Origin of the sequence: Pseudovibrio flavus, assembly GCF_009711345.1 — a bacterium.
Lineage (GTDB): Bacteria > Pseudomonadota > Alphaproteobacteria > Rhizobiales > Stappiaceae > Pseudovibrio > Pseudovibrio flavus.
Map to the genome: position 1 here is coordinate 38,641 of NZ_SMMA01000046.1, position 12,767 is coordinate 51,407.

Annotated in this window: 13 protein-coding genes; 11 read left to right on the forward strand and 2 right to left on the reverse strand. The window is 49.5% G+C overall.

Features of this window, described 5'->3' with window-relative positions:
- The coding region (locus E1162_RS19400) for an amidohydrolase family protein (protein ID WP_257098569.1) at positions 1-196 on the forward strand (196 nt) is incomplete at its 5' end.
- Between the two features lie 431 nt (positions 197-627).
- Here the strand turns inward: E1162_RS19400 and E1162_RS01610 are convergent.
- On the reverse strand, positions 628-1,767 hold the full coding sequence (locus E1162_RS01610; RefSeq protein WP_155125938.1) for a type 2 periplasmic-binding domain-containing protein: 1,140 nt from the start codon (positions 1,765-1,767) through the stop codon (positions 628-630).
- Between the two features lie 199 nt (positions 1,768-1,966).
- On the opposite strand from E1162_RS01610, the gene E1162_RS01615 reads away from it, so the two are divergent.
- From E1162_RS01615 to E1162_RS01655, 9 genes are all read left to right on the forward strand, one after another.
- Entirely contained in the window at positions 1,967-2,785 is an 819-nt protein-coding gene (locus tag E1162_RS01615; RefSeq protein ID WP_155125940.1) for an IclR family transcriptional regulator, read from the forward strand.
- Between the two features lie 842 nt (positions 2,786-3,627).
- On the forward strand, positions 3,628-4,899 hold the full coding sequence (locus E1162_RS01620; RefSeq protein WP_155125942.1) for a 2-hydroxycarboxylate transporter family protein: 1,272 nt from the start codon (positions 3,628-3,630) through the stop codon (positions 4,897-4,899).
- 102 nt (positions 4,900-5,001) lie between these two features.
- Positions 5,002-6,045 (forward strand): GNAT family N-acetyltransferase, encoded by a 1,044-nt coding sequence (locus E1162_RS01625; RefSeq protein WP_155125944.1) that lies wholly within the window; start codon positions 5,002-5,004, stop codon positions 6,043-6,045.
- 53 nt (positions 6,046-6,098) lie between these two features.
- The gene (locus E1162_RS01630) at positions 6,099-6,983 is read left to right on the forward strand and encodes a triphosphoribosyl-dephospho-CoA synthase (protein ID WP_257098570.1); all 885 of its coding nucleotides are present in this window, start codon (positions 6,099-6,101) and stop codon (positions 6,981-6,983) included.
- Positions 6,984-7,001: 18 nt separating this feature from the next.
- Positions 7,002-7,295, forward strand: coding sequence for a citrate lyase acyl carrier protein (gene citD / locus E1162_RS01635; RefSeq protein WP_155125948.1), 294 nt, complete (start codon positions 7,002-7,004; stop codon positions 7,293-7,295).
- Positions 7,288-8,148 carry an HpcH/HpaI aldolase/citrate lyase family protein gene (locus E1162_RS01640; protein WP_257098571.1) on the forward strand — a complete coding sequence of 287 codons (861 nt, stop codon included), beginning with the start codon at positions 7,288-7,290 and terminating at the stop codon, positions 8,146-8,148. The genes citD and E1162_RS01640 overlap by 8 nt, the downstream gene beginning before the upstream one ends.
- A 10-nt stretch (positions 8,149-8,158) precedes the next feature.
- On the forward strand, positions 8,159-9,559 hold the full coding sequence (gene citF / locus E1162_RS01645) for a citrate lyase subunit alpha (RefSeq protein ID WP_155125950.1): 1,401 nt from the start codon (positions 8,159-8,161) through the stop codon (positions 9,557-9,559).
- 69 nt (positions 9,560-9,628) lie between these two features.
- Positions 9,629-10,120 carry a citrate lyase holo-[acyl-carrier protein] synthase gene (gene citX, locus E1162_RS01650; protein ID WP_155125952.1) on the forward strand — a complete coding sequence of 164 codons (492 nt, stop codon included), beginning with the start codon at positions 9,629-9,631 and terminating at the stop codon, positions 10,118-10,120.
- A 49-nt stretch (positions 10,121-10,169) separates the two neighbouring features.
- The gene (locus tag E1162_RS01655; protein WP_155125954.1) at positions 10,170-10,853 is read left to right on the forward strand and encodes a GntR family transcriptional regulator; all 684 of its coding nucleotides are present in this window, start codon (positions 10,170-10,172) and stop codon (positions 10,851-10,853) included.
- A gap of 574 nt (positions 10,854-11,427) precedes the next feature.
- Here E1162_RS01655 and E1162_RS01660 read toward each other — a convergent pair.
- Positions 11,428-12,027: a hypothetical protein gene (locus E1162_RS01660; RefSeq protein ID WP_155125956.1), complete on the reverse strand. Its 600-nt coding sequence runs from the start codon at positions 12,025-12,027 to the stop codon at positions 11,428-11,430.
- Between the two features lie 518 nt (positions 12,028-12,545).
- Here E1162_RS01660 and E1162_RS19405 point away from each other — a divergent pair.
- Positions 12,546-12,767, forward strand: a 222-nt coding sequence (locus E1162_RS19405; RefSeq protein ID WP_257098572.1) for a hypothetical protein, incomplete at its 3' end; no start/stop codon positions are given.

Below are 12,767 nucleotides of genomic sequence, written 5' to 3' on the forward strand. Positions count from 1 at the left end.
CCCGAAATACTTCCCACCAATTCTTGTTCGTTATGCCAATACGCTGCTGAAGCATAAGATGCTGTTCGGCTCAGATTGGCCAATGATCTCACCTGAAAAGTGGTTGGGTGCTTTTGAAAAGGCGGACTTTAAGGATGAAGTACGTCCCCTGATACTTAAAGAAAACGCCATGAAACTTTTGGGAGTCTCAGCGTAGAACCCGTTACCGCGCCATAGGCGACATTCTGCTCGCGCTGAACCGTGCAGCGTGAGCAGACCGCCTAGCCGGCTGGCGAGAAGAACTGGCTCTAATGGAGAGGATGCCTCCCCCGGCGGCTTTCTGCGATCCTACGCAGAGTTGTGGTTCTACGGGGAACGGAGGCATTGATTATGGACGTTGCAATTGTGGGCGACCTTTCAAAGAACGCGTTTCAGCTACGAGGCTCTGGACCAGATGGAACCACCATCTTTTTAAAGAAAGTGTCGCGGACAAAGTTTCTTGCGTTTTTCAACGGCTTCCGGCCGCTCAAGAAACCTTGGCGAAAGAACTCAAGGATGTTCGATTGTGAAACGTTTATATTTCACGCAACGCCCTATTCAACGATGACTGGTACAAAAATAGACATTGTATTGTCCTGAGAGAATAAGTTACGAGGCTGACTGGCCAAGAGAGTTGAGGTAAGAGCGTTCCAAAATATCCATAGTCGCTTCCGCGGTGGCGTCACCTCGAACAAAGGCGTTTACGGCGTCGCCGCCTTCATCTGCGAAATTCAGGAAGCCCGCATAACGCGGCCGCAGCCAGGAGCGATCGAGCGTTTCTTTGGTATTGGAGAAGAAGTTGTTGGAGCGGGCGTTGTTTTGCACACTAACCCAAGCTTTTGCATGCCCCGGTTGGCCGTTGTTTGCCGCATAAACGCCGGTTTGGCACTCTTCACCAGCAAGCCAAAATGCAAACTTGATGGCTTCTTCCTGATGCTTTGTTAGAGAAGAGACACAAATGCCCGTACCGCCGAGAATGGAACCTTTTGGACCGTCGTTGCCCAGCACTGGCATATTCTCGTGGTGAACCAGCTTGGAACGAAACCCGGCTTGGGAATAATTGACGTAGCCGAACAGCATAGGGCAATAAACAAAGTCGTCGGTCTCGGACATTAGGTCGAGAGCACCAATCGGATTCATTGCAAAGCAGCGCTGGTCGAGGTGCTTTGCAACCGCATACATCTGCTCAAGGACGTAAACCCCGGTTTTGCGGCTAACCAAGGTGGTGGAGGTCTCCGCGCACGGGTCGTCGATATTGGCGCAAAGGCTCAAGAACGCGTCAACAGCATCAACAGGCTTAAGAGGGAAGAGAACTTTTCCGGTTTCGGCAAGGCGGATGACTTCATCCCATGTTGTTATTGGGCTTTCCAGCAAGTCACGGCGGCGGGCAGCAACCTGAGCAGCGGAGTCGATCGCCAGCGCCCACTGATGACCTTCCCACTCATAGGAACGATGGGACGCACCAGTGGAATTTGCAGCAAGTGCAGCAAGTTCGTGTTCGTAGCCCTTCCCATCAAGCGCTATAAGTACGCCTTGCGCACTTGCTTCCCCGACATGGGGGTGATCAATGACCATAAAGTCATAGGTGCTCGCCATGGTTTCGAGCGGCTGATCCGCGAATGCCTGCAGCGAGCGCTTTTCCCTTTCGATCTTAACCTGCGGATTCAAGCGGTTGTATTCTTCAGAAGCAGCAACAAGAGGGTCGACACCGCGTGGGTGATCCCAAGTCATACCCTTAAATTCAATCATTTCATTCTCTTCGTCAGAAACCCTCAAGCGGCGAGGGTGTGTTCTTCGTTGCAGATAGAGATTTCATATTTAAAACTGACTTTCAATATGCGATATACCAGATACCTTTACGATATAAGAAATACACCTCCATATTTGAAACGGGATTGGCTGCGATTACGAAGAACGTTATAAGCGCTAAAATACTGCTGAGGGTTCTATGACCGACGATCAATCATCGAAGTACGCCGCTCCCGCTTTGGAAAAGGGCCTGGACATTTTGGAGTTGCTATCTGGGCACCCAAACGGCTTGACGCAAAAAGAGATAGCCAATGCACTGGGACGGTCTGTTAGCCAGATTTTCCGAATGGTAAGCGTTCTGCGCGAACGTCGGTACATCGAGCAAATTGGCGAGTCCGACATCTATGCGCTGACATCCAAATTATTCGCCCTTGCCCATCGTGCGCCGCGAAACCAAAAGCTTATTTCAGAGGCACTTCCAAGGCTGAAGTACATAGCTCAAAAGTGCCTACAGTCCTGTCACATAGCGGTGTTTCACCAGGGAGAACTGCTCATAGTAGAGCAAGTTGATAGCCCCGAGAAAATCGGTTACCATGTTGACTCTGGAGCTCTTTTCGACTTCTTTGAATCATCGTCCGGCAATGTAATCTTTGCTTACAGAGATGAGGCAGGCCAGAAAAAAATGTTTCAGGATCTACCTACCACTGCCAAGGGAAAAATTAGCGAACGAACACTCTATGAGCGCGTTCAAACGATCCGACGCGAGGGGATGGAAGAGCACGATAGTGATGTGATTCTTGGCGTTCGAAACCTATCACTGCCAATATTCGACTACACCGGCCAAGCTGTTGCGGCTCTCACTGTACCGTATCTATTCAAACGGTTCGGACAAGAGCAAATGCCGATCGAAGAAGTACGCTCGCTGTCAATCGCCGCCGCCCGCGAATTGTCCTTGGCAATGGGCGCTCTAGAGGAGAGCTTGGCAGATTGGGATGCCAAAGTATCTCGACGTCTGTAGACTATTTTCAACATATTGAACCGCCTATAAGCGAAAATATCACTATTACAGCGATCATATCTATTTATATGTGAAATCATATTTCAAATACAGGTAGATATAGATCGCTTCGAAATTTTCTACGAGGGCTACACCCTAGGCGATATGCGCGAGACGTTTGGTCGTACAATCACAGAGACTGATTTCTATCTACCCGTGACAAGCAATGCCAAGGCGGCGAAACTGTATTTCCGTAACGCCTTGAGTTGCTTTATGGCGAATCTTCCAACATGCCGCCCAGCTTAAAGCTGATAAGCTAGGTTATCGTGGGCAATTACGGGAGCGGGGGTTACACCTCTTTCAGAATGCTCCTGCTGCCTTTCCGAATAAGAAATCTCCCGAATACCCATCTTCAAGGCGTACGATTCCGGAACCTGATGTCGAGGTGTCACGCACTGCTCGGACAATACCTTTTCTGCCATCGCTGCATGTGACTGGCATTGAGATGGTCTGCGAGCTTTGAAGCGGATTGGGTCCCAATCGGCCCGATACCGAGGGGAAACCAGCGATCTCTCCACAACACAAAATTACCGCCTAAGCGGCGACCATTAAACGCATTCACCATGGTTACGCTCTGAACGAAAATTCCGTTATCGGCCTGCAACTAGAAGCCGCAAGTTCATGAGGGGAAACACCATAAACAGCACTACGAATTGCGAGGCACCTCCTACCTTTTCTTTAATTGTCGGACAATTTGCTGATTCGTAATTCAATCAAATTGGTGGTCTATCAATATTGACGTTCCGAAACTTTGATTACCAATCAGTTCCAATAAGAAGCGGAGACAACAGGGAGTAGTCTTCATGGGGAAAATTGAGATCAAAGATATTCCGGCTGCCTATTTCGGTATTTTCTTTGTCGTCATTATCGCAGCCGCGCTCTTGGGAAAACTACCAGGCGGGATGGTAGGCGGCTTTGCAATAATGATGGCCCTTGGCTATGCATTTGAGTGGGTTGGTGACCGCACTCCGATTGTAAAAGATTATTTGGGCGGCGGCCCGATCATCTGTATTTTTGCAAGCGCAGCACTTGTCTACTGCGGAATCATGCCAGACGGTACTAAGGCCGTTATTGACGGCTTTATGAAAGGTGGTGGGTTTCTTACCTTCTATATCGCGTCTTTGATCGTTGGTTCTATCTTGGGAATTGAGAGCCGACTGCTGATCAAGGCAGGTGTGCGGTTCGCTATCCCTATTATTTGTGGCTTGATTGTCGCTTCTTTGTTCGCTGCTGTCGTCGCCTTTGTGATTGGCAAAAACCCACTCGAAAGTATCGCATTCGTAACCTACCCAATCATGGGTGGCGGTTTGGGTGCAGGTGTACTGCCTATTGCGGAGATCTTTGAAAAGACTGCGGGTATGAACACCGAGGAGGTCTTAGGTCTGCTTATTCCGCCTATGGCTCTGGGTAACGTGGTTTCCATTATCGCCGGCGGACTTCTCTATCGTCTTGGTTGCTCTAAACCAAACCTGACGGGCAACGGCAACCTAATGAAGGTGGACGCTGATGCGGACGTTGAGGAAACAAGCTCACGTGAGCTGAGCTACAAAGCTCTGATGCTAGGCATATTTACAGCCTGCACGATGGTTATGGCTGGCCGCTTGCTGGGAATGGTTATTACTGGTGTCCATTACTACGCTCTAATGATTATTGCGGTTGCCGTATTGAAATGCACCAACGCACTTCCGAAGGAAATCGAAGACAGCTGCGCTGTGTGGTTCGGTTTTATGGCCAAGTACCTAACTGCTCCTCTGCTCGTGGGCGTTGGTGTAACTTACACCGACCTGGGTCTCGTAATTGATGCTCTGAGCTTTGCCAATATCCTATTGGTGGTAGCGGTCGTTCTGGGCGCAGTCATAGGTGCGGGCCTCGGCGGCATGCTCGTTGGTTTCTACTTCATCGAGAGCGCCATTGCTGCCGGTTTGTGCATGGCTAACATGGGCGGAACTGGTGACGTTGCAGTGCTTTCCGCAGCTAAGCGTATGAAACTAATGCCTTTCGCGCAGATTTCTTCACGCCTTGGTGGAGCACTCATCCTTGTGGTCGTAGGTCTAACGGTACCGTTCCTACTCTAAACCCTCAAACAGTGGGCGAAGTGCGCTACGCTCTTCGCCCACTTTTAGAAGTCTCATGCTTAAGCCTTCAATTTCTCTCAAGCACGCAGAGGGTTTTGCCAAGTGTTTGTAAAGAAAATCCTTTCAACTGAAAAAGAAATGCAAGCTGTAAGCGCTCTGCTCTCCGTTGAAAATCTGCAGTCGATAGAGCAACCAGATCATTGCATCGGTGTATTTGCTCAATGTCAGCTCGTAGCGGTCGGGCATCTAAAAAATAATGTTTTGATGGGTATATGTATTCATCCACAGTACCGCGGAAATAATCTTACGGCCACTTTGGTAACCGAACTACTTAAAGAGGCAAACTCTCGCGGGATTACCAAAACATACCTGTTTACCAAAACGCATCTTGCCGAACAGTTCACCAGCCTTGGGTATGAGCTTATTGCCGCCCGTGAAGGTGGGGCAGCTCTTCTGGAGTTTGGATGGCCAGACTATGCGACATGGGCTAGCAGAACGAAGTCGCAATTGAACGGTGGGTGTACCTTCACAAAAAACACCGGTGCAATAGTTTTGAATGCCAACCCTTTTACTAAAGGGCACCTCTATCTCATTGAGAATGCTGCGGCGCTGTGTGATCAACTACTCGTTTTCGTAGTAGAGGCAGACAGTTCCATCGTTCCCTTCTCAACCCGCTTCAAGCTTGTCAAAGAGGGGACAGTGCACCTGCCAAACTGCCAGGTCTTAGCTGGTGGCCCTTACATGGTTTCGCAGGCTAGCTTTCCCGCATATTTTACAGGCGCTCTGGAGCATGCTCGAACCCATGCAGAATTAGATGCAACGATCTTCTCAACGCGAATTGCTCCGGACTTTGGCATAACGTCCCGGTTTGTTGGTACTGAGCCAATCTGTCCCGTTACTTCGAGTTACAACAGCGCTCTCAAGAAAATCCTGCCGAAGAACCGTATTGACGTAGTTGAGTTCGATCGCATCAGTGATGGTACAGAAAATCGTCCAATCAGCGCATCAAAATTGCGCTCACTTCTCGCTGACGGAAACTTAGAGGCTGCTTGCCTTATTGCAGCGGATACTACAGCGGATTGGATAAGAAGTTCTGATTCAGAGGCTGTAATTGAAAAACTGAAATCATATAACGCCAGACACTGAATATGTATCATTCCCCTTCTGCTGAAATAGTAGGTTCCTACAGCCTGAATTGTATGTCTCCAGACGAGGTGGCATGTCGCATTGGTGCAGCACTCCAGCAAGGCGTGTTGCATGAGGTGAGCTGCACTCAAAAGCCAGGGCTGGTTTCTCCTGAAAGCATGGGCGCTCACGATGATATGAACCACCACAGCTTCATGGCAAGTAGTGTGGTTTTGGGGCAGTCCTTCTTCTTTTTTGCGCAAATGGGCAATCAAAGTCCTGTATGCGATCGAAGCTTGTTTGATTTACTGCGTCTGTCAGGCCCCGCGTGGGAAACACGGCTTATGGCTTCTACCCGCGGCGTCAATACGCACAGGGGCATGTTGTTTGTCGGGGCGGTCGTTAGCGCAGCTGCAGGGTACGCAGCGCGTTACACTAGCGAGCTATCGCCAACTAAAATTTGCAGCCATGTTTCGGCCATGGCTGAGGGATTGTGCTCTCGCGAACTACAGGAACGTTCAAAGGCGCTGCAATGCCAAAAGACCGCTGGCGAGCGGCTCTATGAACAGTACGGGATGACGGGCATCCGCGGCGAGGTTGAGCGAGGATTGCCGAGTGTTATCGATCATAGTCTTCCAGCTCTGAGCTTCGCGTTTGAGCAAACCCTCTCTTTAGAAACTTGTCTACGCCATGCCCTGCTGGAACTAATGGTGGTTGTTGAAGATACAACTGTTGTCAATCGCGGCGGCATGGAAGCGCTCTCTTGGTTGCATAAGGCAGCCGGCGAAGTGCTCGCTGCTGGCTCCGTATTTACGCCAGCAGGAACGGACCGCTACAGGCAGCTGGCGCAACAATGCTCACAACGAAGAATTAGTCCCGGTGGGTGTGCTGATCTGCTGGCTATCACCATCGCTCTATATTTGCTGCAAACGGGAAACTGGCCATCCCACATCCTATGATTACGTGAGGTTATAGTAATGACAACTTTGAAAGCGTCCATAGCTGGTTCGCTGGAATCAAACGACTGTCTGGTATCGATTTATCCAGACGAGGATGGCCTTTCCATTGCCATTGAAAGCATTGTCAAAGAGCAGTTTGGCGCGCTGATCGAGCTGGCGATTAGAGAAGAGCTATCCCTGTACGAAGTAGAAAACATCCGAGTTCTGATTAAGGACAAAGGCGCTCTCGATTGTGTGATCCGCGCAAGAGTTGCGGCTGCATTGCTGCGTGCAGGAGCAAAACAAACATCAAAGGATACAAATAATGCCTAAGCGTAGGACCATGCTTTTTGTGCCTGGAAATAACCCGGGCATGTTGATTAGTGCGCCAATTTTGGGGGCGGACTGCGTCATCTTTGACCTCGAAGATGCAGTTGCACAAAACGAAAAAGATGCTGCGTGTATCCTGGTTGGCAACGCGTTGAACAACTTGAATTTCGGCAGTGTAGAAGCGGTCGTGCGCATCAATGGTTTAGATACTCCATTCTGGAGAAGCGACATTGCTGCAATTGTGAGCAAGAACCTGTCTACAGTACTTGTTCCTAAGTGCGACAGCCCGGAGCTTGTGTGTGAGCTGGCTGCCGCTCTTGCCGAAGAAGAGGACAATAAGGGCCTCGAAAGCGGGTCTATCTCCATCATGTCGATTGTCGAGAGTGCTATCGCGGTCGAAAATTGCTTTCAGATAGCAAAAAGTCACCCTCGTATGTCTGGCCTGCTACTCGGCGCCGAGGATCTTACAGCCGATTTGTGCGCTACGAGGACGTTGTCTGGAGAGGAAATTGCCTATGCGCGTGGGCGTGTAGTCGTTGCGGCAAGAGCTGCTGGTATCGACGCAATTGATACCCCTTTTACCAATGTCGATAACCACGAAGGCTTGAGAACGGATGCGGCTCTGGGCAAGCAAATGGGCTTTTCAGGCAAAGCCCTTATTTCTCCAGCTCATGTTCGCATAGTCAGGGCAATTTTTAGCCCATCAAGCTCTGAAATCGATTGGGCGACGAAGATTATGGCCGCAACCGAGCAGGCAAAAATCGACGGAAAAGGCGCGTTTTCCGTTGATGGTGCCATGGTTGACGGTCCGATTATCAAGCGCGCGCAGCGGATTTTGACTGTAGCTGAAGCGTGAGGGATACCTGATGAAAAACAGAATACTAGCATCTTTACGGGATGCCATTCAGGCAGCTGGCTTGAAAGATGGAATGACAGTCTCCTTTCATCACCACCTGAGAAACGGTGATTTTGTTCTCGATATGGTGATGCGGGAAATCGCAGCGCTTGGCATTAAAGATATCCGCGTGTCAGCGAGTTCCATCTTTAACGCCCATAAAATATTGGTCGATTTGGCGAAGGAAGAAGTCGTTACAGCGATCGATACCAACTATATGAGCGGGGCTGTACCTGAGGCCATTTCCAAAGGCTTATTGTCCAAGCCCGTCATGTTTAGAAGCCACGGTGGGCGTCCTCGAGCCATTGAAGAGGGGTCTTTAAAGATAGATGTGGCGTTTATTGCGGCGCCAACAGTTGACCGGTTCGGGAACGTTTCCGGCGCTTATGGTCCTTCGGCATGCGGTACCCTCGGATACCCTCAAGCGGATGCTGAGTTTGCTGACAAAGTGGTCGTTGTAACGGATAACATTGTTGACTACGGCTTGGAAAAAATTGCCATCTCACAAGCCAATATCGACTTCATCGTTAAGGTTGACCGGATTGGTGATCCCAAGGGGATCGTCTCCGGTACGACGCAGATGACGCGCGATCCGGTCGCACTGAGAATTGCAGAATACGCTGCCAAAACCATTGAGGCTGCAGGCTTACTCAATGAGGGTTTCAACTTTCAAACAGGCGCCGGAGGTGCCTCTCTTGCTACAGCCGCTTTTGTGAGAGAGCGAATGAAGGAGAAGAAGCTTCAAGGGGGATATTTGCTTGGTGGTGTGACGGGCTACTTCGTTAATATGCTGGAAGAAGGTACATTCCGCGATATCTATGATGTGCAATGTTTTGATCTTCCAGCGATTGCATCACTTGCTCGGAACGCTCATCACCATGAAATCACAGCAAGCCAGTATGCCAACCCAAATAAAAAGTCATGCTTCGTAAACGGCTTGGACGCGGTGCTACTCGGTGCCACGGAAATCGACGAAAACTTCAACGTAAACGTCCACACCAACTCCAACAATGTGATTATTGGCGGCTCCGGAGGACATGCTGATGCTGCTTTCGGCGCTAACCTAACAATTATCGTAGCACCGCTGTTAAGGGCTCGTCTGCCTATCGTCGTTGAAAAGGTTGGCGTTGTAAGTACGCCGGGTGACACGGTAGATGTTCTGGTGACCGAATATGGCGTTACACCAAATCCTCGACGACCAGAGCTTATCCAGCAATGCCGGGAGGAAGGCCTGCCTGTTATCCCAATGGAAGAGTTGCGAAAGATGGCTATAACAATGGCCGGTGAACCTTTAGTAAAACCTGCCGGTACGCGGGTAATTGCAGATGTTGAATACCGTGATGGCCGAATTATTGATCAGATCACGATCTAGCCGTCAAATGGAGGCGCCGGCCAAAAAGGCCGGCGCTGTTCAGTTTATTTAAGTACGAGCCTAATAAAAATGCATGATATCCTTGCGGCCCGCGAATACAGATGGAATAAAAGACTATCTATTGCAGAGAAAACGGGTTGCTCTACTATTTGCCTCACTCTAAACATTCCCGGTCCTGACAAGAATATTTCTGGCGCAGATAAGGCGATCATTCATCTCTCAAAAGAGATAATCTCTGTTGTTGAGTCCAATAATTTTCCGATCATCTATAAAGAACTGGAACCGTCCGCGGATGGGTGCTTCTTTATTATGGCTGTAGACTGCCCCGCCGATATTCTTAAAGCTTGCATGGTTTCGATTGAGGACAGTCACCCATTAGGGCGTTTGGCAGACATCGATATCATATCAAGTGACGGAACTGTTTATGACCGCGCTCACTTAAAGCTGCCCCCTCGAAGATGCTTCATTTGCCTTGAGGAAGCTGCTATATGCGTTCGCACTCGCGCTCACCCAAGTGCGCAGGTGCTTGAAGCCGTTAGGCTCCTGCTAAATCCTTATTAGGTCTGATGGTTGGTTAAGCAAAAGGACCAGCCAAGCAAGGGAGGTTCTTTTGTCTACAATTAAGGCACCTACGCGCCTCCAACAAACTGCAGAGGCTTTGGAGCAGCGTATATTATCAGGCGAATTCGAGCCTGGTCAGCACCTTAAGGAAGCACAATTTGTTAGTGAGTTTTCCGTAAGTCGTGGTGTTATAAGAGAGGCGTTTAAGACCCTCGAGCAAGAAGATATTGTTACCATCCTTCCACACAGAGGCGTGTTTGTAAGAGAGTTTTCCATGCAGGAAACGCTCGAAATGTTCGACATCCGCGCGCACCTGTCATTGCTTGCCATCGAAGCTGCTGCGACAAATCTTACTATGCGTGAAATTGCCGAATTGGAGCGTATGGATGAAGAGATGAAACAGAGCTTGGAAGCTCAGGACCCATGCCGCGCTATGCAGCTAAATTGGGATTTTCACGAGAATATTTATAGCAAGTGTGGCAACGACCTTCTGATTTCCTTGATTAATAGCCTAAGGAAAAAACAGACCTTAAGTTGCCTTCTGTCTTTTCGGGTGCCATCAACCACTGAGCGTGCCAACGCAGAACACAGCGCCATTATTAAGGCCATTAGAGCTGGTGATAGTGTAGCCGCAGCCCAAGCAATGCACGATCACATTATGGGCGGAAAACAGCGCTTCATTGAACGAGTGGAGCGAATGCAAGCTCTTTCTCGCAACGGGTTGGATTCATAGGCCTAGAAGCGCGAGCTCAGGCCTCTAGAGTTTTCTGGAGAGCCCTGATGCGATAAATGCACTTTGGTACATCCATACTAATCACGGCGTTAAGTTCTAGATGTCTTCCGAATACGCGAGAATGGGCTCTCCAGACATCGTATAATCTGTCTTCTGGAATGTTTTATGGAACCTGAGATGCAAGGGAGAGGCTTGGCGTTATCGGAAGGTTTGTGGCTAATCCCTCGATTAAGGCTCCGCTCCGGTAGAGAATAGGACGATAGCAGTCGCAGACGGCTGTCCGTAAGGGGTTCCATTTGCATACGTGGAGTTCGCCGCAAGTGCGAAAAACCGAGCAAACAGCCGGTCGGCGCTGCCACTAATGCCAAAGCAGACATTCGAAGGTTTTGATCAAGGGTTGAGGCCGATTGCGCTTATGGGTGAGCAGCCTATTTCGCAGGGATTATTCTGATAACTAGATCGTCTCGTGAGCATGCGTAATAAGCGCCCATTCGAGCTCAAACGGAGTCATGCTGCGTAGTACACAAAGTCAGTTTTCAGCCACCAACAAATCTAGACTCTTTTGGTCGCTCAGTCATTGACACAGATTTCTGACCTGAAGGCTGTCACCAAATCGCGAAACACGAAAGTACGCAACTTTGCACCCTGATGGTGAGAATGCTAACGGCGGCTCAATCCGTCCTTTGATCTCGTGAACCCATTCTGTTCTGCCCGCCCCAAGATCTGCAACTCGGTATAAACCACGCTGTGATTTTGGCAACGGAAAGGCTGAATAGAGAAAAAACGCTTCTCCGTTGACTGCATAAACGTCTTCCTGCGTGTAACACCCGCACCCGCAGGAAAAACAGGCGAATTTTTCCTCAGTGAAAAACGGGTCATCGTTCGGCAGGAGAAAACTGGACATCACCTGCAGATCAGCATCCAGCCACCAAGCGGTTCGGGTACATGCGCCATCCGGATCGTCACGAAGGCACATCGTTTGAAAAGCCAAAAAGTCGTTTGAAATACTGTCCCGCTTCACAGCAGGCGGCGATAAGTTGTCAACACTCTGAAGCGGTAATTCGATTTTTTTGGCAGACGCATTTGGAAAGGTTACTAATCCAATTTTTCCCAAGTGCAGATAGGTATAGAAATCAAGATATTCGCCCCTTGGAAGCCCTTGGTTGATACCCACAAAGCGCCCCCTCAACCATGGTTTTCGCACTCGGTGCTTGTATCCGTCAGTCTCCATATACTGATCGGTTCTCAGGAGTACTTCCCCGCTATGCAGCACTTCCTCAGACCAAATCTGATCGGAGCTACTGGGCGTCATTCGAATTCTTAAAGGAGCTTTCAGCGCTGAGTCCGCTGCGTAGAACTCCGAGGTAGTTAGTTTTCCGTTCGCATCATAGACAAAATACTTGTTTTCGATTCGCACAAGAAGCTCATCTTCATTGATTCATTGCGCAGGGGTTATCTTGGTAGCTAGGTTTACTTCTTTCTCTGGGACACAACGCGCGATCAAAAAGATCGACAACAAGATCACTAAGGAAATTACTAGTAATCTTCGAATGCGCTTGGACATTTTACAAACCTATCAATCAGCCTTTACAGCATTTTATCTGATCAAAAAAAGATGGAACACTTGCAAGTCTACCACGATAGGCAGCTCTGGCTCACCAAAGCAAGTCCCGTGCAGATTGAAAGCCGACTTTGGCGCAGACTTTTCTCTCAGCCGCCTACCCGGCGGCGAACATGATGCTGGGATCAAGACGGTCTATCTCAAATCTCTCAGCCGCCTACCCGGCGGCGAACCCCGATAAAGCCCTATTTTACCCCTTTAAGTATCTCTCAGCCGCCTACCCGGCGGCGAACGACTGGAGGAGAGTGTTTAGTGCTGCGTGGGGTCTCTCAGCCGCCTACCCGGCGGCGAAC